Annotated in this window: 23 protein-coding genes and 1 pseudogene; 13 read left to right on the top strand and 11 right to left on the bottom strand. The window is 70.2% G+C overall.

The features are described from left to right. Positions 1-739: SDR family NAD(P)-dependent oxidoreductase (locus tag ACWCO3_RS11605; protein WP_450009763.1), on the top strand; the 739-nt coding region annotated here is incomplete at its 5' end. A gap of 8 nt (positions 740-747) precedes the next feature. Here the strand turns inward: ACWCO3_RS11605 and ACWCO3_RS11600 are convergent. Further along, positions 748-1,398 (bottom strand): LysE family translocator, encoded by a 651-nt coding sequence (locus ACWCO3_RS11600; RefSeq protein ID WP_450009761.1) that lies wholly within the window; start codon positions 1,396-1,398, stop codon positions 748-750. A 207-nt stretch (positions 1,399-1,605) separates the two neighbouring features. Between ACWCO3_RS11600 and ACWCO3_RS11595 the strand changes: the two genes are divergently transcribed. After that, positions 1,606-2,097: a DnaJ family domain-containing protein gene (locus tag ACWCO3_RS11595; RefSeq protein WP_450009759.1), complete on the top strand. Its 492-nt coding sequence runs from the start codon at positions 1,606-1,608 to the stop codon at positions 2,095-2,097. A gap of 41 nt (positions 2,098-2,138) precedes the next feature. Further along, positions 2,139-2,696, top strand: a complete 558-nt coding sequence (locus ACWCO3_RS11590) for a GNAT family N-acetyltransferase (RefSeq protein ID WP_450009757.1) — start codon at positions 2,139-2,141, stop codon at positions 2,694-2,696. Between the two features lie 16 nt (positions 2,697-2,712). Here ACWCO3_RS11590 and ACWCO3_RS11585 read toward each other — a convergent pair whose 3' ends face one another. Further along, complete coding sequence (locus tag ACWCO3_RS11585; RefSeq protein WP_450009755.1) at positions 2,713-3,288, bottom strand: maleylpyruvate isomerase N-terminal domain-containing protein; 576 nt, start codon at positions 3,286-3,288, stop codon at positions 2,713-2,715. 126 nt (positions 3,289-3,414) lie between these two features. Between ACWCO3_RS11585 and ACWCO3_RS11580 the strand changes: the two genes are divergently transcribed. The 3 genes from ACWCO3_RS11580 to ACWCO3_RS11570 are packed head-to-tail and all read left to right on the top strand — an operon-like array spanning position 3,415 to position 5,970. Next, positions 3,415-4,383, top strand: coding sequence for an ABC transporter ATP-binding protein (locus ACWCO3_RS11580; protein ID WP_450009753.1), 969 nt, complete (start codon positions 3,415-3,417; stop codon positions 4,381-4,383). A gap of 14 nt (positions 4,384-4,397) precedes the next feature. Further along, positions 4,398-5,156: an ABC transporter permease gene (locus ACWCO3_RS11575; protein ID WP_450009752.1), complete on the top strand. Its 759-nt coding sequence runs from the start codon at positions 4,398-4,400 to the stop codon at positions 5,154-5,156. Positions 5,157-5,187: 31 nt separating this feature from the next. Beyond that, positions 5,188-5,970: an ABC transporter permease gene (locus ACWCO3_RS11570; protein WP_357844066.1), complete on the top strand. Its 783-nt coding sequence runs from the start codon at positions 5,188-5,190 to the stop codon at positions 5,968-5,970. Positions 5,971-5,973: 3 nt separating this feature from the next. Here the strand turns inward: ACWCO3_RS11570 and ACWCO3_RS11565 are convergent, their stop codons facing one another. Continuing rightward, the gene (locus ACWCO3_RS11565) at positions 5,974-6,891 is read right to left on the bottom strand and encodes a LysR family transcriptional regulator (RefSeq protein WP_450009750.1); all 918 of its coding nucleotides are present in this window, start codon (positions 6,889-6,891) and stop codon (positions 5,974-5,976) included. Positions 6,892-6,963: 72 nt separating this feature from the next. On the opposite strand from ACWCO3_RS11565, the gene ACWCO3_RS11560 reads away from it, so the two are divergent. Then, the gene (locus ACWCO3_RS11560) at positions 6,964-7,899 is read left to right on the top strand and encodes a DMT family transporter (RefSeq protein ID WP_450009748.1); all 936 of its coding nucleotides are present in this window, start codon (positions 6,964-6,966) and stop codon (positions 7,897-7,899) included. Between the two features lie 23 nt (positions 7,900-7,922). Here the strand turns inward: ACWCO3_RS11560 and ACWCO3_RS11555 are convergent, their stop codons facing one another. From ACWCO3_RS11555 to ACWCO3_RS11545, 3 genes are read right to left on the bottom strand one after another with little or no spacing between them, the layout of a single operon-like run. Then, positions 7,923-8,429, bottom strand: coding sequence for a hypothetical protein (locus tag ACWCO3_RS11555; protein ID WP_145781888.1), 507 nt, complete (start codon positions 8,427-8,429; stop codon positions 7,923-7,925). A gap of 53 nt (positions 8,430-8,482) precedes the next feature. Beyond that, the gene (locus ACWCO3_RS11550) at positions 8,483-9,415 is read right to left on the bottom strand and encodes a CU044_5270 family protein (RefSeq protein WP_145781886.1); all 933 of its coding nucleotides are present in this window, start codon (positions 9,413-9,415) and stop codon (positions 8,483-8,485) included. Then, positions 9,412-9,984: an RNA polymerase sigma factor gene (locus tag ACWCO3_RS11545; protein ID WP_145781883.1), complete on the bottom strand. Its 573-nt coding sequence runs from the start codon at positions 9,982-9,984 to the stop codon at positions 9,412-9,414. The genes ACWCO3_RS11550 and ACWCO3_RS11545 overlap by 4 nt, the downstream gene beginning before the upstream one ends. 113 nt (positions 9,985-10,097) lie before the next feature. Here ACWCO3_RS11545 and ACWCO3_RS11540 point away from each other — a divergent pair, with 113 nt between their 5' ends. Continuing rightward, on the top strand, positions 10,098-11,999 hold the full coding sequence (locus ACWCO3_RS11540) for a S9 family peptidase (protein ID WP_450009745.1): 1,902 nt from the start codon (positions 10,098-10,100) through the stop codon (positions 11,997-11,999). Between the two features lie 143 nt (positions 12,000-12,142). Here the strand turns inward: ACWCO3_RS11540 and ACWCO3_RS11535 are convergent, their stop codons facing one another. The 3 genes and pseudogenes from ACWCO3_RS11535 to ACWCO3_RS11525 form a co-directional block, all read right to left on the bottom strand. Beyond that, entirely contained in the window at positions 12,143-12,346 is a 204-nt protein-coding gene (locus ACWCO3_RS11535; protein WP_145781878.1) for a hypothetical protein, read from the bottom strand. An 8-nt stretch (positions 12,347-12,354) separates the two neighbouring features. Beyond that, a pseudogene (locus ACWCO3_RS11530) lies at positions 12,355-12,831 on the bottom strand (alpha/beta fold hydrolase); the annotation flags it as partial. 136 nt (positions 12,832-12,967) lie between these two features. Beyond that, positions 12,968-13,807, bottom strand: coding sequence for a helix-turn-helix transcriptional regulator (locus tag ACWCO3_RS11525; RefSeq protein WP_450009742.1), 840 nt, complete (start codon positions 13,805-13,807; stop codon positions 12,968-12,970). Positions 13,808-14,006: 199 nt separating this feature from the next. On the opposite strand from ACWCO3_RS11525, the gene ACWCO3_RS11520 reads away from it, so the two are divergent. Beyond that, positions 14,007-14,786 (top strand): SDR family NAD(P)-dependent oxidoreductase, encoded by a 780-nt coding sequence (locus ACWCO3_RS11520; RefSeq protein WP_145781873.1) that lies wholly within the window; start codon positions 14,007-14,009, stop codon positions 14,784-14,786. A 363-nt stretch (positions 14,787-15,149) separates the two neighbouring features. Here the strand turns inward: ACWCO3_RS11520 and ACWCO3_RS11515 are convergent, their stop codons facing one another. Beyond that, positions 15,150-15,617: an HNH endonuclease gene (locus ACWCO3_RS11515; protein WP_450009740.1), complete on the bottom strand. Its 468-nt coding sequence runs from the start codon at positions 15,615-15,617 to the stop codon at positions 15,150-15,152. Positions 15,618-15,925: 308 nt separating this feature from the next. Here ACWCO3_RS11515 and rox point away from each other — a divergent pair, with 308 nt between their 5' ends. Then, on the top strand, positions 15,926-17,350 hold the full coding sequence (rox, locus tag ACWCO3_RS11510; protein ID WP_450009765.1) for a rifampin monooxygenase: 1,425 nt from the start codon (positions 15,926-15,928) through the stop codon (positions 17,348-17,350). 60 nt (positions 17,351-17,410) lie between these two features. On the opposite strand, the gene hemC is transcribed toward rox, so the two are convergent. Further along, positions 17,411-18,352, bottom strand: coding sequence for a hydroxymethylbilane synthase (hemC, locus tag ACWCO3_RS11505; RefSeq protein ID WP_450009738.1), 942 nt, complete (start codon positions 18,350-18,352; stop codon positions 17,411-17,413). An 89-nt stretch (positions 18,353-18,441) separates the two neighbouring features. Between hemC and ACWCO3_RS11500 the strand changes: the two genes are divergently transcribed. The 3 genes from ACWCO3_RS11500 (at position 18,442) to ACWCO3_RS11490 (ending at position 21,643) form a co-directional block, all read left to right on the top strand. Next, positions 18,442-19,005, top strand: a complete 564-nt coding sequence (locus ACWCO3_RS11500) for a GNAT family N-acetyltransferase (protein WP_450009737.1) — start codon at positions 18,442-18,444, stop codon at positions 19,003-19,005. 39 nt (positions 19,006-19,044) lie between these two features. Continuing rightward, a complete protein-coding gene (locus tag ACWCO3_RS11495) occupies positions 19,045-19,518 on the top strand; it encodes an SUKH-4 family immunity protein (RefSeq protein ID WP_450009735.1) in 474 nt (157 codons plus the stop codon). Between the two features lie 205 nt (positions 19,519-19,723). Then, the gene (locus ACWCO3_RS11490) at positions 19,724-21,643 is read left to right on the top strand and encodes a hypothetical protein (protein WP_450009733.1); all 1,920 of its coding nucleotides are present in this window, start codon (positions 19,724-19,726) and stop codon (positions 21,641-21,643) included. Positions 21,644-21,756 lie beyond the last annotated feature (113 nt).

Below are 21,756 nucleotides of genomic sequence, written 5' to 3'. Positions count from 1 at the left end.
CGCCGCCGGCGCGCGGGTGGTGGGGCTCGACCTGCACCCTCAGCCCGACGGCGAGGTGCCGGTGCTCGGCTGCGACCTGACCGACCCGGACGCCGTGGCGCCGGCGGTGCGGGCCGCCGTCGACCAGCTCGGCGGGCTCGACCTGCTGATCAACAATGCCGGGGTGGGTGGGCCCGCCCCGGCCGAACTGCCACCCGACGAGGTGGTCCGCCGGCAACTGGAGGTCAACCTGCTCGCCGCGTGGCGGACCACCGCCGCCGCGCTACCGCCGCTGGTCACCGCCCACGGACGGGTCATCTTCGTGGCCAGTCGGATGGCGGTGCTACCGCTGCCTCTCGCCGCCGCGTACGGGGTGAGCAAGCGGGCCCTGGTGGCGTACGCCGACGCGTTGCGGCACGAGGTGGGCACCCACGTCGGGGTCAGCGTCGTCTACCCGAGCATGGTCGCCTCACCCATCCACGACAGCACGGCCGAGGCGGGACTGTCGTTGCAAGGGGTGTCCCGCCCCGAGCCGGTGCAGGGGGTGGTCGCGGCGATCCTGCGTACCGCCACCGCCCGCCGGGCACCCCGGGACGTGGCCACCACCGCCCGTGGCCGCCTGGAGATGGCCGTCGGCCGGCACGTGCCCGCGCTGGCCGACCGGCTGGTGCGCCGTACCCTCGCCGCCCGGCTCGCCGCCGGTGACCTGGACGCCGCGCCGCTGGCCGCCGGGATGGTCCGCCGCCACCGCGGCCGGTGACCGTCGGGTCAGGGCGCGGCGACCGCCGCGCGGGACCGGTCGGTGGCGATCCGCACGGCAAGCGCGGCCAGCGCCGTACCGGTCACCCACCGCTGCACCCGTAGCCACACGGGTCGGCGGGCGAAGAACCCCGCGAGGGAGCCGGCGGTGAGCACGATCAGCGCGTTCACGCTCAGCGCGACAGCGATCTGGGTGAGGCCGAGCAGCAGGCTCTGCGTGGCCAGGTGCCCGCGCGCCGGGTCGACGAACTGGGGCAGCAGCGACACGTAGAGGATGGCGATCTTCGGGTTCAGCAGGTTGGTGACCAGACCCATGGTGAACAGCCGCCGGGGTGGGTCCGGTGGGAGCGGCGCGGGCGTGAACGGTGAGTGCCCGCCGGGGCGCAGCGTCCGCCAGGCCAACCAGAGCAGGTAGCCGGCGCCGGCCAGTTTCACCACCGCGTACAGCGTCGGCACCAGGACGAACACGGCGGCCAGGCCGGCGACCGCCGTGGCCAGGTAGACCCCGAAACCGGCGGCCACCCCGAGCAGCGAGACCAGCCCCGCCCGGCGGCCCTGCGCGACCGAGCGGGACACCAGGTAGACCATGTTCGGGCCCGGTGTCAGCACCAGCCCCAACGCGACAAGCGCGATGCCCAGCAGCGCACCCGAACTCACCATCGGTGTTCCCCCGTTCGATAGTCCCCACACTGACCGTAATCGGGACGAACATGCCGGCCGAGGGCCACCTTGCGGCCCGTGGCCTGCGCTTCAGTCCGGTGGCACCACCGGCCGGGAATGGTCACCGGGGCGGGTGCGCTGATCTCTTCCGACGACCGTTGCCGTCCGGAGGCGACGGGCTACCGTGGCCGGGGGAGGTGCCGCAGGGTGACCGAAGCGTGGGAAGCGGCCGTGGAGGCGCAGATCCGGGGAGCCGCGCAGCGCGGCGAGTTCGACAACCTGCCCGGCATGGGCAAGCCGATCCCCGGCCGAGGTACGCCGTACGACGAGTCATGGTGGATCAAGAGTTTCCTGGAGCGTGAGGCGCTGCCCAGCGACCTGCTCCTGCCCACCCCGCTACAGCTGCGCCGACGCATCGAGCAGATCCCCGACGAGGTCCGCGACCTGCCCACCGAACAGTCCGTACGCGACGTCGTGGGGCAGTTGAACGCGCAGATCGTGGCCTGGCTCCGCAACCCCGACGGCCCCCGGGTGGTGGTGCGTCCGGTGAACGCCGACGAGGTGGTCCGCCGCTGGCGCGCCGAGCACTCCCCGCCCAGCGTCTCGACGTCACCGACCGAGCGGGCCGCCGTCGTCGCCCCGCCGCCCCGGTCCCGCCGTACCTGGTGGCCGCTGCCATGGCTGCGCCGGTCGCGCTGACCCGTCTGGTCGGCCTTGCACGCCATCGGCAGACTGTGCGGATGGTGATCGAGTTGCGGGCGTCGGAGCTTGCCCTGCGGCCCTGGGTGGACGACGACCTGGAGGCGCTGCTGGCGGCGTACCGGGATCCGGTGCTGCGCCGATGGACTCGGCTGCCAGTGACCAGCGTCGACGAGGGCCGGCACTGGCTGGAGCGGACGCGGCAGGACTGGGCCGACGGCCGGCGGTACAGCTTCGCCGTCCTCGAGGACCACGCGGATGGTCCACGGCTGGTGGCGAACGTGGTGCTCAAGGGGGTGACGCCGGAGCGTCCCGCACCGGAGGTGGGCTACTGGACGGCGTCGTGGGCGCGCGGTCGCGGGGTCGCCCCGCGCGCGGTCACCGCGCTCAGCGGCTGGGCGTTCGACAGGTTCCCCGGGCTGACGCATCTGGACCTGCTGCACCAGGTGGACAACGTCGCGTCCTGCCGGGTGGCACAGAAGTGCGGCTTCCTTTACGAGGAGACGCTGCCCGCCCGGCCGCCGACCTTTCCGCTGGACGGGCACCGGCACGTGTTGCCGGTGCCCGTCCGTCAGCTTCATCCGGGGCGGACGCGGTAGCGCGCGGTCCAGCCCGTCAGTCCACGGCAGCGTGCCAATTCCAGGAGGTACGCCGCGCCCGGCCGGGCAACTCACCACGGCCGGTCATCCAGAGCAGCACCTCGGGGGCGGGGTCGGCCGGGGCCTCCGGGAAGAGTCGCCCCAGCACCAGTGCGCTCAGCCGTTGCGGTGGCTGCCACGGCACGCCGAGGCCGAGGGTGATGTCGTGGGTGTGCAGCAGGGTCTCGGCCACGCCCATCGCCGCGAAGCCGGCCGGATCGCAGGGGCCGTAGTGCCAGGCCCGCGCGTCAGGCGGGGTCGCGTCGACGACGGCGGCGAGCATCCCGGCGCAGGCCCGCACCACGGTGAGGGTCTGCGCCGGGCTCGCGTCGGGGGAGACCCGCAGGTCGTACGGCAGGTAGCCGTCCTCCGGGCGGCCGGTGACCTGGCCGGCGTACGCGAGGAGGTCGTGTGCGACGTGGGCCGCCGTGGTCCAGCAGCTCCACGTCAACGTGCCGGCGGGCACCGACCAGTCGCGCTCGCGGTGCGGGTGCAGTACGCGCGTCATCTCGTCGGCCGCCTGGAGCAGGTCGCCGCCGGTCACCTGTGACATCCGTCGACCCTCGCAGGTCCGGTCGGGCGTGGCAATCGAGATCGGCGACCAACCCCAGGGGATAGTCTAGAAATTACAATGCTCTGTTTAAATATTGCAGTCTGTTGTTGGATTTTCTAGGCTGCCATGGTGAGCGAGCAACCCCTCGTCCAGGCGAGGAATCTGACCAAGACCTATCCACCACGCGGGTCCACAGCGGAGTTCCGCGCTGTCGACGGCATCGACTTCGCGCTTGAGCGGGGCGAGTCGTTCGGGCTCCTCGGCCCCAACGGCGCCGGCAAGTCCACCACCATGCGGATGATCGCCGCGACGTCGCCGATCAGCGGCGGCACCCTGCGTGTGCTCGGCATGGACCCGATGACACAGGGACCACAGATCCGCGCCCGGCTGGGCGTCGTGACCCAGGACGACCACCTCGACAACGAACTGACCGTCCGGGAGAACCTGCACATCTACGGGCGATACTTCGGCCTGCCACGCGCCGTCATCCGGGAACGGGCCACCCGACTGCTGGACTTCGCGCAGCTTCAGGAGAAGGCCGGCGACCAGGTCGAGACGCTCTCCGGCGGCATGCGTCGGCGACTCACCATCGCCCGCTCGCTGATCAACGAACCCGACATCCTGCTGCTCGACGAGCCGACCACCGGCCTCGACCCGCAGGCGCGACACATCCTGTGGGACCGGCTCTTCCAGCTCAAACAGGAGGGCGTCACGCTCATCCTCACCACGCACTACATGGACGAGGCCGAGCAACTCTGCGACCGGCTCATCGTCGTCGACCACGGCCGCATCGTCGCGCAGGGCTCTCCCCGGGACCTGATCGACAGGTACGCCACGCGGGAGGTCCTCGAACTGCGCTTCCGCCTCGACGAACGGGACACCGCGGCGGAGAAGCTACGCACGTCGGCGCTGGCCACCGGCAGCGACGGTCGCGTCGAACCGCTTCCCGACCGGGTGCTCGTCTACACCGCCGACGGAGAGGCCGCCCTCGCCGCGGTGCACGCCATGTCGCTCACGCCGCTCACCGCGTTGGTCCGCCGCGCGACGTTGGAGGACGTGTTCCTCAAGCTCACCGGCCGTTCGCTCATCGAGTAGCAGGGGGACCACTGGTGCTTCGCGCATTCCGATACTGGGTCACGCGCTACCGGCGTACCTGGCGCGGCTCGATCGTGATCAACGTGCTGAACCCGTTGCTGTTCCTGATCGGCATCGGTGCCGGCTTGGGCTCCCTCGTCGACGACAACGCGCCGGCCCAGATCGCCGGCGTCTCCTACGCCGCGTTCTTCGCACCGGGCATGCTGGCCGCCGCCGCGATGCAGAACGCGTTCCTGGAGGGGGCCGGGGGCGTGGCCCGGGCCGCCGGCTTCGGGGCCTACCGCAGCGCCACGCCGACACCACTCGACCCGGAACAGCTCGCCGCCGGGCACCTGCTCTTCATCGCCTTCCGGGTGCTCGTCGCCAGCGCCGCCTTCATCGCGGTGATGGCCGCGTTCGGGTTGATCGGGGGATGGTGGGCCCTCGGCGCGCTGCTCGGCGCGACGCTCACCGGGGTCGCGTTCGCGGCACCGGCCGCGGCGTGGGCGGTCGGTGTGCGCAAGCTGCGCCACATCGACACGGTCTTCCGCTTCGTCATCATGCCGCTCTACATGTTCTCCGGCACGTTCTTCGCCGTCTCGCAGCTACCCGAGTGGATCCGGCCGGTGTCCTACCTGCTGCCGCTGTGGCACGGGGTGGAGTTGTGCCGCACGCTCAGCCTCGGCACGGCGACTGTCAGCGGCAGCTCCGTACACATCGCCTACCTGCTGACCCTCGCGATCGGCGGCTTCCTCGTCGCCCGCGTCACCTACCGCCGACGGTTGCACCCGTGACGATCCCCGCCCAGAGCCTCGTGGAGACAGCATGACCACCGTCGTCGTACCCGAGTGGACGAGACGCCGAGCCCTCGCGCTCATCGAACGCAACTTCATGATCTACCGCCGGTCGGTCACCCCGCTGCTCAACGCGCTCGTCGAACCGATCCTCTACCTGCTGTCGATCGGCATCGGCGTCGGGCTGCTCGTCGGTACGGTCCCCGGGGTCGAGGTCCCCTACGTCGTCTACGTGGCCCCGGCGATCCTGGCCACGACAGCGATGAACACCGCGTTCAACCAGACCAGCTTCGGCGTCTTCATCCGGATGAGGGTCGAGAAGACCTACGAGGCGATCCTGCCGACACCGCTGTCGGTCACCGACATCGCCGTCGGCGAGGTCACCAGCGCCATGATCAACGCGTTGCTCACGTCGATCGGCTTCCTCACCCTCATGGCGGTGGGCGGGTTGGTCACCTCGCCCTGGGTGCTGCTGGCCCTACCCGCGTCGGCGCTGATCGCGTACGCGTTCGCCGCGGCGGGGCTGGCCGTCACCACGTACCTGCGCGACTTCGCCGACTTCCAGTACATCCAGCTGGTCATGCTGCCGATGTACCTGTTCGCCACGACGTTCTACCCCCTGTCGGTCTACCCGGAGGCGGTGCGACCCGTGATCCAGGCACTGCCGCTCTACCACAGCATCGAGCTGGTACGCGAACCAGCGTTGGGTCGCCTCGGCTGGGACCTGCTGATCCCGGTGGCGTACCTCGTCGCGTTCGGCTCGGTCGCGATGTACGTCGCCACCCGCCGGATGACCCGGGCGATGCTGCGCTGATCTCTACACGCGCAGTTCGTGGACCTGGTCCGTCACCGCCGCCAGGAGGGCGATGAGCGCGGGAGCGGGCGGCGTGTCCCGGGTGGCGGCGACCAGGCGGCGCCTGAGGGTGGTCTCGGCGATGTCCCGGATCGCGAGCGCCGGGTCGTCGCGGGGCAGGGTCAGGGCCGGCATGAGGGCGACAGCCGTCGCGGCGCGGACCAGTTCGAGTTGGACGTCCGCGTCGTTGGAGCGGTGCCGCAGGTCGGGTTCGTAGCCGCCGAGGGCGCGGCAGGTCCCGACCACCATGGCGTGGTGACCGGTGCCCTCGGCCGAGGCGGCCCAGATCTCGGACCGCAGATCGGCCATCGCGACGGGTCCGCCGGAGCGGGCGAGTGGATGCGCGGCGGGGAGCACGATCCTCAGGGGCTCTTCCAGCAGGAGCGTGAAGCGCAGACCGGCCGGTCGTGGGCGGGGATGACTGTCGTACTCGTCGCCGATGACGAGGTCGACAGTGCCGAGGCGCAGGCCGGGCAGGGACTGTTCGAGTTCGAGTTCGAAGATTTCCACGCGGACCTGCGGGTGCTCGGCCTTCAGGCGCGCGACGGCGGGGATGAGCAGGCGGCGGGCCGCTGACTGCAGGCCCCCGGCGCGGACGGTGCCGCGGATGTCGCCGCCGAGAGCGGCGAGGTCGGCCTGCGCCGCCTCGGCGGCGGAGAGCAGGACGCGCGCGTGCTGGGCGAGGAGGTGCCCGGCATCGGTGAGCCGCACGCCGCGGCCGGCCTTGTCGAGCAGACGGGCGCCGACCTCCTTCTCCAACAGGGCGAGTTGTTGGGAGATCGTGGACGGGCTGTAACCCAGAGCCGCCGCCACCGCCGCCAGGGTGCCGCGCTCCTCGAACTCACGCAGGAAGCGCAACCGCCGCAGGTCAAGCTCGATCATGCGGGAATCCTAATGATTGACCTCCGGGAATCATCGCTGGACCTGATCGGTTGGGTCTTCGATCCTTGCTGCATGGGTGCAGCACTGTGTCTCCTGTCCGCGGCGTGCTTCGGCGCCATGGCGATCTTCGGCAAGCTCGCCTACGACGCCGGCGTCCCAACCGGGGAGTTGCTGCTGGTGCGGTTCACCCTGGCCGCCGTCCTGCTCGGCGTCGCCCTGCTGGTGCGCCCGGGCCTGCGCCGCGCTTCGCCAGCTCCCGGGCGGCCAGCGATGAACGGCCGCCGGTTGCTGGCCGTCGCCATCGGGCTGGGTGCCGTCGGGTACGCCGCCCAGGCGGGTCTGTTCTTCTCCGCGCTGGAACTGATGGACGCCTCGCTGCTGGCTCTGATCCTCTACACGTACCCGGTCCTGGTGACAGTGGGGGCGGTGCTGCTCGGCCGGGACCGGCTCTCCCCGAGGCGCGGCGCCGCGCTGGTGGCCGCGTCGGGCGGAACGCTACTGGTCCTGCTCGGCGCCGGTGGCGTGGGCTTCCATCCGCTCGGGGCGCTGCTGGCCTTCGCCGCCGCGCTGACGTACACGATCTACATCCTGGTCGCCGACACCGTCGTGCACCGGCTGGCACCCGTGGTGCTGTCCACGCTGGTGCTGACCGGCGCGGCCGGGACCCTCGCCGTCCGCGCCCTGCTGACCGGCGGCGTCGACCTGGACTTCGGGTGGCGGGGGTGGTTCTGGTTGGCCTGCATCGCCGTGGTGTCCACAGTCGTGGCGATGCTGACCTTCTTCGCCGGGCTGCGGCGCACCGGTCCGTCCACCGCCGCCATCCTGTCCACCGTCGAACCGGTGGTCACCGCCGTACTCGCCACGGTGGTCCTCGGCGAGAACCTGACAGTGGTGCAGCTCGTCGGCGGTGCCCTGGTGCTGTCCTCCGTCGTCGTCCTCCAGCGCCAGCCGGTCCGCGCCCAGCCGCCACGGGATCCGGCAGCCGAACCAGCGGCGGTAGCGCCGTAGGCACCGCGACCCGCCGGGCGTTGTCAGCCGGCTGCGGCGGGGTGCGAGTCGAGGCGCTGGGTCGAGCCCGCCGCGAGAGCCTGGTCGACGTGCTGGATACCCGCGCGGATCAGATCGCCGTACTGGTCGGTCGGCAGGTACTCGGCGAGGCTCCGAGCGGTGCTCAGGTGTGCCCGGGCCCGGGCGGTGTCGCACAGTCGTCGGTGCACGTCGGCGAGGTTCAGGTGCAGCGACGGCAGGAAACCCCGCACCTGGAGCGCGTGGTGGTGCTGCTGGGCACGTTCGTCGGTGAGGTCGGTGGCGGCGGCGAGGGCGCGTTCGTCCCACACCAACTCGACCTCGGGAGTCTCCTGCAGGTCGGCGAGGTAGTGGGCCAGGGTGCAGCGGTGCAGGGCGTCGCCGCCGGCGCCGATCTCGTCCCACAGCGCGGTGAGGCGGTGCCGGGCTTCCGTCGGATCACCGGCCTGGCCGAGCTGCACCGCTTCGATGATGCGCGTCATGGTCGGGTCGGGTGTGGGCTGTTCGTCCATGCCGCCGATGCTCGGGCCTCGACCCGGTCGAGGGTCAAATCGCGCCGCACCGGCTACCGCTCCGGGCGCTCCCCGAGGGCGGACACGACCGCCCGTTGCAGCACCGCCGTCGTTCCCAACACCGTGCCGGCGGGTCCGTCGGGGGTGTCCGCCACGAGATAGCTGCGCTCGCCGAGGTACTCGAACGTCCGCTCGTCGAAGATCCACTCGTCGCGTCTGTCGAGCTCGGTGTGCCCGACGGCGATTCCCCGCCGGCCGGCCGCGTCGGTGACCCCACGGACCACCTCGACCCCGGGGATCTTCGCCGCCGCCCGGTAGAGCGCCGCGCTGGTCTGGGGCGGCACCAGCGACTCGCGCAGGACGTCGCCGATCGCGGTGAACGCCGCGCCGTCGCGGCTGTTACCCCGACCCCGTTGCTCCCGCTCCCGGTAGAGCTTCGCCAGCAGAGCATCCGGGTCGGTGGGCAGGTCGACGAGCGCCGCGTTCGGCGTCACGTCGTCGAGTCGCGACTGCCGGGGGATCACCTCCGCGAGGGGTACGTCGAAGCGCGGCTCCCGCAGCAGGCCATTGCCCGGTTCGTAGCGCGGGATCCAGAGCTCCCGTTCGCGTACCGGTTGCAGTCGGGCCGGCCCGTCGCCCACCTCGGCGAAGGCACCCTGGCTCCGGATGTAGACGTACTCGCCCTCGCCGGACGTCGGGACCGGCTTGTCGACGGCGGCTTCGGCCATCCGGTTCAGCAGCATCGTGGCGCCGGCGCGTTCTCCCGGCGCGACCGCCACGACCAGTGGCGCGCTGTCCGGCGCCCACGGCTGGGTGACCACGCCGGCCGCGACCACGGCGGTCAGCACGCCTGCCGCCGGCGCGAGCACCAGCATCCGTCGCGGCCGCCGGGCCGGCCGTCCGATCTCGTTCATCAGGTGGTGTCGCAGTGCCTGCCGGCGCATGGCCGGCAGGGTCGGCACGTGGGGGGCGGTGGGCTCGCTCATCGGTACTCTCCCTGCTCGATGGGGATCTTTCGGGTACGTGCCATCTCCTGCTCGGCCAACGCCCGCAGCCGGGTCCGGGCCCGTGACAGCCGTGACCGCACCGTCCCGACGGGTACGCCCAGCGCCTCGGCGGCCGCCGCGTAGTCCAGTTGCGACCACACGCACAGCAGGAACACCTCCCGGTCCGCCCGACGCAGTGCCCGCAGCGCCGCCATAGCGGCGGCCACCTGGTCGGCGTCGTGCATCCGACCGACCACCTCGTCGGCGAAGTCGGGAACCGTGTCGCGTGCCGGCAGCCGCCGGAGCGCCTCCCGGTGCCGCCGCGCCGCCCGCCGCCGGTTGCGCAGCACGTTGGTGGCGATGCCGAGCAGCCACGGCCGGAGAGTGTCCCCGTCCGGCCGCAGCGACTCGCGGATCCGCCACGCCTCGAGGAAGGTCAGCGACACCACGTCGTCGGCGAGCGCCGGGTCGCTCCCGCTCCACACCGCATGTCGACGGACCGCGTCGGCGTGCTCGTCGAAGAGGTCCCCGAACGCCTCGGTGTCTCCCGCGCGGATTCGGCTCCGCATCTCAGCTGTCACACCGGTACCTGTCCGCAGCCGCCCCTGAGTTCCCGTATTCGTCAGCCGACCTGTCCTGCCCGGTCGCGTGTTGCCCCGCCGATGTTGGCAGACTGGTCCGCATGACAGGTCTGACCGCCGAGGTCATAGTCGACGGTCGTGAGCTGCGGACCCCCGTACTTGCTCGGAACGGGCGTCTGCTCGGCTACGTCGTCGCTCCCCTCAGCCGGGTCGGTGACCACCTCGACACCCAGGTTTGGTTCGTCGACATCGATGACGGGGGCGCATCGCGCCGGGCGACCGCCGACACCGCGACGGAGTCTCGGCCACGCTGGTCAGCCGACTCGAGGGTGTTGTTCTTCCTGTCCGACCGCACTGACCGCGCCACTCCACAGCTGTACAGATTTGCCGTCGCCGACGCCACGGTGACCGCGTTGACCACCTGGCGCGCCGGCATCATCGACCATCTGCCCCTCGCCGACCCCGGCCTCGTCGCCCTGCTCGCCGAGGACGAACCCACCGAGGAGGACGACCGCCGCGCCCGGGACCGCGACGACGCCATCGTCGCCGGCGAGCGGGAACCACATGCCCGGCTGCGGCTGCTCGACCTCCACACGGGCAGCGTCACCACCCCGGACGTGTTCGGCGACCGACACGTCGTGGACCTGCGGCAACGGCCCGACGGCGGCCCGCTCGCCGTGCTCACCCAGGCCAGCGCCGACAGCGACCACGGCCCCCGCAGCGGTCGGCTGCACCTGTTCGACCACGTCACAGCGACCGTGGAGGACCTTGGACCGGTCGCGGCCGATGCGCGCTCGCTGGCCTGGTGGCCAGCTGAGGACGGCTGGCACCTCGGTTACCTCGCCCTCACCCCACCGGCACTACACGCCGGTACCGCCGTGTTCGACCTCGCCCTGGGCAGCCGCGTCCTGCGCAACCGCACCGCTGATCTCTCGATGTGCCCCACCGAGCTGTGCCAGACCGATGCCGCCGCACTGGTGGTGTTCGCCGACGGCCTGAACACGACAGTGGCCCGGCTCGGCCCCACCGACCTCACCATCCTGTCGAAGCATCCGGGACGCCTCAGCGACCTCACCACCACTGGCACCGGCGGGACGATCGCCGCGTTGACCGGTAGCCGGTATCGACCCGTCGACGTCCATGTCGGGCCCCCGGCCGGGCCACTACGAAAGATCACCGACACTCGCCCAGAACTGAGCGGGCTCACTCTCGGTACGCAGGAACCGCTGGCCTACCGGGCCACCGACGGCCTCGCCCTCGACGGCCTACTCGTACTCCCGGTCGGACGAACTGCCTCCGAAGGCCCGTTCCCGCTGATCACGATCGTGCACGGCGGCCCCTACGACCGCTACGCCGACCGTTGCCAGTTGTTCTGGTTCCCCAGCGCACAATGGTTGGCCGCCGCCGGCTATGCGGTGTTCCTACCCAACCCGCGCGGCGGCCAGGGCCACGGCCACCAGTTCGCCGCCAGCGTCGCCGGCCGGGTCGGTCAGGAGGAGTGGACCGACATCCAGACCGGCATCGACCTCCTCATCTCCCAGGACATCGCCGACCCCCACCGGTTGGGTATCGCCGGGTGGAGCCACGGCGGCTTCATGTCCGCCTGGGCCGTCGGCCACACCGACCGGTTCCGCGCCGCACTGGTCGGCGCCGGCGTCGTCGACTGGGGCATGCTCGCCGCGACCGGGGAGAACGGCCAGTTCGAAGCGGCGCTCGGTGGGAGCACCGGCTGGTCCGGCGTCGGCCCACACCGACACGACGCGGTCAGCCCCGTCTCCTTCGCCAGCCACATCCGCACTCCGGTGCTCATCCTGCACGGCGCCGAGGACACCAACGTCCCCCTCGGACAGGCCGTGTACCTGCACCGGGCGCTGCGCCACTTCGACGTCGAACACGAGTTCGTGATCTACCCGAGAGAGGGCCACTCGATCCGGGAACGCAACCACCAACTCGACGTCCTGCGTCGGACCCGGGCCTGGTTCGATCGCTGGCTCCGGCCCTGACCGGGCGTCACAGAACCGCCCGCTACCTACGCAGTGTCATGCCGTGGAGTACGGCATCAACCGCCGCAAGCTCGCCATGCGGTACGAAGCCACCGTGCAGGTCGCCGCGATCAGCGAATGGCGGTGCCTGCCCTCCCTCCTGGTCAGGAGCGCTTCTTCCTGGTCCAGATGACGTAGACGGCGCAGAGGATCAGCATGAGGACGGCGACGGCGGTCCAAGCCCAGCGGGCGAAGGGTGCGTCGACCACGAGTGCCCGGAAACCGGCCAGGAGGGCGAGCGCCAGCGGGCCCAAGCCGAACCATTCAGAGTGCTCGGAGAAGGTCAGGTCTTTCAGCGCCTGCCGCATGCGGCCAGAAAGAACCGGCCGACGCCCCGGTAGAGCCAGTCGATGTCGACGCGCCGGGTCATGGTGACGGCGGCGATGACGATCTCGGACACCTGTCGGGGGTGTTGCTGCGCGTAGGCCAGGATGAGTGTGGAGCCCCAGGAACCGCCGTGCAGCAGCCACCGGTCGATGCCGAGGCGTTCACGGAGCCGCTCCATGTCGGCGATCACATGCCACGTGGTGTTGTGCCGCATATCGGTCGCCGGGTCGCTCGCGTGCGGTGTGCTGCGGCCGCAACCACGCTGGTCGAACAGGACGATCCGGTACCGGTCGGGGTCGAAGTACCGGCGCCAGCCGGTCCCACACCCGGAACCGGGACCGCCGTGGACGACCAGCGCCGGCTTACCGGCCGGGTTGCCGCACACCTCCCAGTAGACGCGGTTACCGTCGCCGACGTCGAGCATGCCCGTGTCGTACGGCTCGATCGGCGGGTACAACTCGGTCAAGATCCGGACCTCCAATAAAGGGGGAGGGAAGCGATCGTATTGTGAAACCCGTCCAGCGGAGATCAACTATCACCGCCCGTCGACCGAGGCCACCGCCTCACAGGCCGACCCACCGGCGTGCGTGGAGGCGAACGCCCTAGTTGACGAGTGTCTGAATGCCGAGGGTGGTGATCAGGGCCAGACGCTCGGCGTCCTCGGTGCCGGGTTCGGCGGTGTAGACCATGATGCGCAGGTCGCTGCCGGCCACGGTGAGGATGTCGCAGTCGAGGGTGACAGCGCCGACGTGCGGGTGGTCGATCGTCTTGCGGGCGGCTTCGTGGTGGCCGGCGATGCCGGTGTTCCAGAGTTCAGCGAACCGGTCACTCTGTATGAGCAGTTCAGCGACCAGCCGGCCGAGCCGCTGGTCGGCAGGGTAACGGGCGGTGGCGGTGCGCAGGTCGGCGATCAGGGCGCTCTGCAGGGCGTGCCGTGACCGTGGGGTGTGTCGTACGCGGTCGCTGGGGGTGAGGAAGTTGCGCCACACCGCGTTGCGCTGGTGGCCGTGCCATCCGGACGGGTCGCCCATGAGGGCGGCGTAGGACGGGTTGGTCAGCAGGAGCGTCCACGCGGCGTCGAAGACGGCGACAGGGGTGTGGGTCAGCCGGTCCAGTACGCGCTGCACGCTGGGTGTGAGGTGGGCGGGCACGCTGTCCGGTCCGGGCGGCTGCAGCCCGCCCAGCTGGTAGAGGTGCGCGCGCTCCGGCCCGGACAGTCGTAGGGCTCTGGCGAGGGCTTCGACGACCTGTTGCGACGGGCTGGTGGCGCGACCCTGTTCGAGTCGGGTGATGTAGTCGACGGAGATCCCGGCCAGTTGGGACACCTCTTCGCGTCGAAGCCCTGGGGTACGCCGCTGACCGCCGACGGGGAGTCCAGCGGTTTCCGGCGAGACCCGCTCGCGCCAGCGGCGCACCGCCTGCCCGAATTCCGTCGTTGCCACGACTGCCAGTGTGCCCGCGCCGACTCCGGCCAGCCTGGTACCGGCGTTCCCAGGAAGGCCAGACGTCTGGCTGCTCGCCCTGCCGTTTCGCAGGCTTGGTGCATGAGACCGCACGACAATCACATCGTGCTGGCGCGAATCGGGCGCAAGGGCACCGAGCGATGACCGCGGCGGCCGACCACAGAAAGAAGGAAGAACAGTGAGCAAGCTCGCGCTCGTCACCGGCGCCACCTCCGGCATCGGCAGGGCCTTCGCCGAACGCCTGGCCGCCGACGGCTTCAACCTGGTGATCGTGGGCCGGCGCAAGGACCGCCTTGAGGAGTTCGCCGCCGCCCACCCCGAGGTCACGGTCAGGACTGTGGCCGCCGACCTGTCCACCACCGAGGGCATCGACGCGGTCGCTGAGATCTGCGCCACCGAGCCGCTGACCATGCTCGTCAACAACGCAGGTGTCGCCCACTACATGCCCCTCGCCGACCTCCCCGCCGCGAAGGCCGCCGAGTTGGTCAACGTCAAGGTCCTCGCGCCCACCATGCTCACTCGCGCCGTGGTCGCGGGTATGCAGGAACGCGGCGAAGGCACCATCATCAACGTGGCCGGCATGATCGCTTTCAGCGGTCCCGCCCCGCACTCCCAGATGCCCCGCCGCGCCGTTTACGGCGGAAGCCTGGCCTACCTCGTCGCCATCTCCCAGACCCTGAGCGCGGAGCTGGAGGGCACCGGGGTCACCGTGCAGGTCGTGTGCCCGGGTGTGGTGGCCACCGAGTTCCACGAGCGTCAGGGCCTGGACATGAGTCGGATGCCCCGGATGACGGCCGACGACGTCGTCACCGCCAGCCTGCGTGGCCTGGAACTGGGGGAGACGGTCTGCGCTCCGGGCGTCGAGGACACCGGCCTCCTTGACGCGGTCTTCAAGGCCGACCTCGCGGCGTTCGGCGCGCAGAGCCCCGAGCTGGCCACCCGCTACCGAGCAGCCTGAACCGACGCTGCCGTCGGCCCGGCGCCTGTGTACCGGGCCGACGGCAGCGTCGAACGAGCGCGACCTGATCGACGCGCCGGACCTCGTCGCGATGCGCGGCGGTGATCAAGCGTCCGGCCGCCAGTCAGCGGGTCGCCGCCCGGTGGAGGGTCATCGCGGAAGACCTCAACGTCGCCGGGAGCCACCCCGTCAGCATTATTGGATTACCAGTAACAACAATCCAGTAATTACCTGCCACAAAAGGTGCGTACCGGACGTGCATCATAATGACAGTTCTTGTGCGTAATGATTCAGATGGTGTCGTGAGTTGACTTGAGTACTCCACCTGACGCCAGGCCGGGATCGAGACGGTGGTGCGGACCCTCAGGCCGTCTGCCGGCCGTGCGCCGCACGGGCTGCGGCGACCTCTGCGGCCTGACGCATGCGCCACCTCTTCTGCGCCTCGTTGTTGCACACTCGGCAGACCTTGCGGTACCGACCGCTCGCGGGGTCGATCTCCCGCTCATGTCCGTTGCGGCAGTGCGGCTGCTGCCTGCGGTTGCGGCAGTTGTCGGCGTGGCTCACCTGTCGTAGGTGGGTGGGCTCGATGCAGTCTGGAACGCCGCAGAGGTGGTGCACATCAAGGTCCGGATCGAAGTTGCCGACGAAGACGACGTAGGCCGCGATGTGCGCCCAAGCCCGACCGGCGACCTTCTGATAAACGCCCCGTTGGCTGCCGTAACCGCGCACGATCAGGCAGCCGTCGTCTCGACGGACCGAACGATCGAGGAGGTACGCGCGAAGGGTCTCCTCGGTGAAATGCCGGGTCAAGCCCTTCACCTGCGACAGCATCTCGTCAGGCTAGGCCAGCGCTCCGACAAGCCCGATGGGCTGGGGCAGTTCAGGACGACGGCATGCGCCGAGAATGCGGTGGACGCGACGAAGCCGGGGCTTGTAGCCTGCTGCGGAACGTGACCCTGCCCGAGGAGGTGAGACCCATGAACGTTGCAGCGATGTGGGTGCTCCCTCTCTCCGTCACGGTCGGGCGATTGACGTAGGTGTCGCCGGGAGCGCCTCGCCACTCCCGAAAGGCAACACCCATGCACTCTGGGCAACACACCACTGCGGCGTTGCCGGTCACCGGCCCCGAACGCCGACCCCTGTTCGACGTGATAATCAGCGGCTGCGGCCCGACCGGCGCGATGCTGGCCGCCGAGCTGCGGCTGCACGATGTCCGGGTTCTCGTACTGGAGAAGGACACCGAGCCCACGTCGTTCGCCCGCATCGTCGGCCTGCACGTACGCACCCTCGAGGTGATGGCGATGCGCGGTCTACTGGAGCGCGTCCGCGAGCGGGGCCGGCAGCGCCCGGCCGGCGGCTTCTTCGCTGCCATCGACAAACCGGCGCCCGAGGACCTGGACACCGCGCACGCCTATCTGCTGGGCATCCCGCAACCGGTCATCGTCGGTCTGCTCGAAGAGCACGCGATCGCTCTGGGGGCACAGGTCCGGCGCGGTGCTGCGCTGGCCGGTCTCACCCAGGACGAGGACGGGGTGACGGTCGAGCTGGCCGACGGGGAACGGCTGAGAACGCGGTACCTCGTCGGCTGCGACGGCGGGCGCAGTACGGTCCGCAAACTGCTCGGCGTCGGCTTCCCGGGCGAGCCCTCGCGGACCGAGACGCTGATGGGCGAGATGATGCTGACAGCGTCGGCTGAGGAGGTCGCGGCCCGGGTGGCCGCCGTCGGCCAGACCCACCGCCCGTTCTGGCTGCGGCCCTTCGGCGGGCAGGTGTACAGCGTCGTGGTCCCCGCCGGGGAAGTCAGCGATCGTGCCCAACCGCCCACCCTCGATGATTTCCGCACACAGTTGCGGGTCGTTGCCGGGACGGACTTCGGCGTGCACTCTCCGCGCTGGTTGTCGCGGTTCGGCGATGCCACGCGCCTGGCCGAGCGGTACCGGGTGGGGCGGGTGCTGCTCGCCGGCGACGCGGCACACATCCACCCACCCATCGGCGGACAGGGCCTCAACCTGGGCGTTCAGGACGCGTTCAACCTCGGCTGGAAGGTGGCCGCGCAGGTCCGGGGCTGGGCACCGGAGACCCTGCTCGACAGTTACCAGGAGGAACGTCGGCCGGTCGCCGAGGACGTGCTGGACAACACCCGCGCCCAGACGGAGTTGCTGTCGCCCGAACCCGGCCCGCAGGCGGTGCGCCGGCTGCTCACCGAGCTGATGGACCTCGACGTGGTGAACCGCCGCCTGATCGAGAAGATCACCGGCATCGACATCCGGTACGACTTCGGCCCCGGCCCGGATCTGCTCGGCCGCCGCCTGCGCGACATCGCCGTCACCAACGGAACCCTCTACGAGGTGATGCACAGCGGCCGTGGGTTGCTGCTGGACCGGACCGGGCGGTTGACCGTCGGCGGTTGGTCGGACCGGGTCGATCTCCTCGCCGACCCCACCGCCGCCGTGGACGCTCCGGGTGTCCTGTTACGCCCGGACGGTCACATCGCCTGGATCGGCGACGGGCAACGGGACCTGGACGAACAGCTCGCCCGTTGGTTCGGCAGTCCCACCAGCTGACCGGCGGCGTCCGCTGGCCTGAGCACCTGCGGCCGGGCCAGCGGACGGGTCCGGCGCGGGTCAGGCCGACCCGTGGGTGGGCAGGTCGAGGAGTTCACGGGCGCCCTGGCGCAACAGCGCCGCGGCGACGGACGTCCCGAGGGTGATCGGGTCCGCGGCCCACTCGTGCACGTCGAGCACGGTCTTGCCGTCGAGACTGATGACTCTCGCGCGCAGGCCGAGACGACCGTCGGGTTCGGTGCGCGCGAGCGCGGCGATCGGCGAGTGACAGTTGCCCTGCAGGATGTGCAGCATGGTCCGCTCGGCCATGGTCTCCCGCCAGGTACGCGGGTCGTTGAGGCTCGCGGCCAGGTCGCGGGTGCGGGTGTCGTCGTCGCGGCACTGAAGCACCAGGGTGCCGGAGCCGACCGCCGGGATCATCGAGTCGACGTCGATCGGGTGGGTGATCCGGTCGGCCTGGCCGATCCGTTGCAGACCGGAGACCGCGAGCAGGAGCGCGTCGTACGCCTCACCGGCGTCGAGTTTGGCCAGCCGGCTGTTCGCGTTGCCACGGATGGCCACCGGGACCAGGTCCGGCCAGTGCAGGGCCAGTTGCGCGACCCGCCGTACGGCGGAGGTGCCGACCCGGGTGCCGGCGGGCAGCTGCTCGATGCGCAGGCCGCCCGGGTGTACGAGGCAGTCCCGGACGTCGTCGCGGGCGAGGTAGGCGGCCAGCACCGTGCCCGCCGGCGCCGGTCGGTCCCCGGGTACGTCCTTGACGCAGTGCACGGCCAGGTCGACGTCCCCGTTGAGCAGGGCGGCGTCCACCTCCTTGGTGAACGCCCCCTTGCCGCCCAGCACGGCCAGGTCTCCGAGCCACCGGTCCCCGCTGGTCGACATCGACCTCACCTCCACGGTGACGTCGGGATGCCGGTCGGCGAGCATCGCGCGGACCCGCTCGGCCTGGGCCAGCGCCATCGGGGAGTTGCGAGTGCCGATGCGCAGCAGGCGGGAGTCGGACATACCGGCGAGAGTAGACCGTTGCACGCGCGCATCGACGGCCAGGTGTGAGAGCCGACCGGGCGTGGTCGACCAGACCATAGGATCTGCTGGTGTCCGCACCGACCTACCCGATCCGTACCGCGCGGCTCACGCTGCGTCCGGTCAGGGCCGACGACCTCGACGAGGTGTACGCGTACCAGCGCAGGTCCGACGTCACGCGGTGGATGCGTGGTGCCGGGCCGCGTACCCGGGAACAGTCGCGGGCGTCGGTGCTCGCCATGACCGGTGAGGACGCGCTCCGCGTGGAGGGCGACTGCCTCACGGTGGCCGTTGTGGAGCAGACCGGGGTGATCGGGCACGTGGAGTTGGTGTGGCGCAGCGAGGCCGACCGGACGGCTGAGCTCGGGTTCGTCGTCCACCCGGACCACGGCGGTCGAGGGTTGGCCACCGAGGCCGCCGCGGCATTGGTGGACTGGGGTTTCACCGAGTTCGGGCTGCATCGTGTCTACGGTCGGTGCCACGCGCGCAACGACGCTTCCGCTCGTTTGATGATGCGGCTCGGCATGCGTCAGGAGGCGCGCCACGTGGCGAGTTACCTGTTCGAGGGGGAGTGGGCCGACCAACTGGTCTTCGCGGTCCTGGACGACGAATGGCGGTCCCGGGAGCCGGGTTGATCCCCGCGTGGGCCTTCGGTGGTCGATAGATTGACCACCATGTCATCTGTGGACACTCTCGACGGGTGGGAGTCGCTGTCGCCGGAGGTGCGGGAGCAACTGGCGGCGGCGGACCTGCCGGACGCCCTACGCCTCGACGAGTACGACCTGTTCCTGCTCGGCCCGGATCTGGTGGAGCGCAACGGAATGCTGCGATTCGGGTACGGCACGGACGCGTGGGGCGGCGAATTCTGTCTCGATCCAGGCACGGGCGCGGTGTACGTCCTCGACCACAACGGGTCGTTGACGTTCGTGAACTCGTCGATCGAGTTGTATGCGCGCTCGCTTCGCCTGGTCGCCGGGCTCGCGCCCGCGATCGTCGGTGGCGACCCGGAGAAGTGGGAAGACGCGAAGGACGAGATGCAGCGTGTCATCGCGGAGTGGGACGCGCAGGCGATGACCTCGGACAACTACTGGGACGCCCTCTCGTGGGACATCGCCACCGGTAACTACGCCGACCAATCGGACCTTTAGCCCTTCTCCGAAATGTCGGTCGGGGTCACGTCCTTAACATTGACCGCCTAGCATCCCTCGGGTCCGTTCGACATTGACGTACGGACATGTCCGGACTCGCCTGTGACAAGCGGGTCAACACACCATCACCCGTGCCGCCGCTCGATCTTCGTCGCGCGTTGGGGGGCCATTCGTGGCACGGGTGCGAAGGGGGACACCGAATCTGATGGGCAATGTCATCAAGGAGCGTTCGCGGATCGCGGTGCTGACGCGACTCGCGGCGGTCCTGGTCCTGATCTGGTCGGTGATCGGCATCGCGCCGGCCGCCGCGCACGCCGGACCGCAGGCCGCCGCGCCGTGGCCGATCATCGATGCCCGGTGTGCGCCGATCACGCCGCAGGGCCTGGTCGGGTACGGGTGCCACAAGCTGGGCGTGTACCTACAGGAGGCGCGCTTGGACCTCCGGTACAACCGGCCGGCGAAGACCACCGACAAGTTGTACACGAACGTCCGGGGCAACTACGCGATCGCTCAACTGCAGGACGGCAAGTACATCATCGGCTACAGCGACGGTGCGAAGCACGCCGAGATCCGCCTGATCGAGCAGATGCAGGGCAAGGCCCCGCGCATTGAGTTCGACCCGAACACCGGCAAGGTGTCGTACCAGCCGGCCAAGGCATCACCGATCAAGGAGGGTTACTCCGAGATCGAACCCTGCAAGAAGACCTGTGACCCGGCGCTGAAGAACGCCAACGTCCGGGACAAGTTCACCTACAGCTACCGCTGGAACGGCAACCCGGGTGAGGACGAAAAGGCTCTGCGGGACCGGACCAACAACCGCAACACGGGCGCGAAGCAGGTAGCGGTCCAGACGCTGCTCAACGAGACCAAGAAGTCGGGGCCGATCCTGCCCAAGACCCCGGAGGAGTTGGCCAAGGGAAGCGCGGTCAGCAAGGCGGTCGGCAAGCAGTTGGGGCCGATCCGGCCAGGTGGCATCGACTTCTCGTCGGTCCAGTTGCGGTACGTCACCGACGGTGGCGGATCGACGGGTGACACGTACTCGTTCGAGACGGCCACCACCCCGGGTCAGGAGTCGAAGGACGGCACCGTCCAGATCTACGACGCCGACGAGGCCCTGAGCACCTGGATGACTGTGGAGTCGTCGCGGTTCTGGGTGAACCTGAACCCGAGTCAGCCGGACAAGGTGATCGACGAGTACCTCGGCCGTACCGCTGTCGGTCGCGTCATGCTCGACGCCGACCTGGAGCTGAAGCGGGCCTGGACGCGCTTGCAGGACCCGAAGACGGCGCTCGGTCTGGAGTACTGGAACCGGATGACCGGCCTGGACGGGGCCTGCATCCGACAGTGGATCGTCCCGAAGACCGCGACGATCCGCGAGGAGGGCAACCGCCTCTACATCCTCGACGCGCCGCTCGAGGTGAAGGCCGAGGCGTTCGACTTCACGATCCCGGGCGACCCGAACTTCACCTGCCCGGCCAACCCGGAGCCGTCGATGGCCGTCTACCGGGATCTGCTGCTGCCCGAGTTGAACGAGGCCGTCAACGAAGCGCCCGGGTTCAAGGACCTGCGCCGTGTCTACATCAGCCGGGTGGCTGCCGAGTGGTACCGGGCCCGGATGGCTGCCGACGGCCGCGCGGCCGAGGCCGGCATCGACAGCAACGACGTCAGCGCCTTGGAGCGGGAGGACGACTGGACCCCGACGGACGTCTTCAACCAGTACGTGAAGGAGATCAACGCCACCACGTACGAGCTGCCGAACGGCGTGAAGGTGACAGCGGGCGGCGTCGACTTCACACAACCGGTGAAGACGACCAAGCTCAGTGACAGCGGGTTCAAGGAACAGCACGCGACGCTGCCGGCCACTGTCGACAAGTCACTCACGGCGGTCACCAAGTCCGCTGACGAGAAGCAGGCCTACCTGGGCGGCACCGACGAGATCCCCGACTTCGTGGGCCTGAACCAGGCGTCCCCACGGCCGGGTGGCGGCGGGGACGGCGGAGGTGGCGGCCTGCCGGTCACCGGTGCGTCCATCTTCACCGTCGCGGCGGCCGGCGTCCTGCTGGTGCTGATCGGTGTGGTGGCCCTGTGGCACACCCGCCGGATCCGGTGGGTCGTCAAGAAGTAGGTCACGTGGTCCCGCCGCGCCCTTCCGTGGAGCGCGGCGCGTTCACCGGTCCCAATTGCACGGGTGACCAGTGGAATCTCGGCACGTTCCGAACCTTCAAGGCCGGGAAGTAC

The sequence above is a fragment of the Micromonospora sp. NPDC002411 genome (genome assembly GCF_053592955.1).
This window is presented reverse-complemented; position numbering and strand designations above follow the sequence as displayed.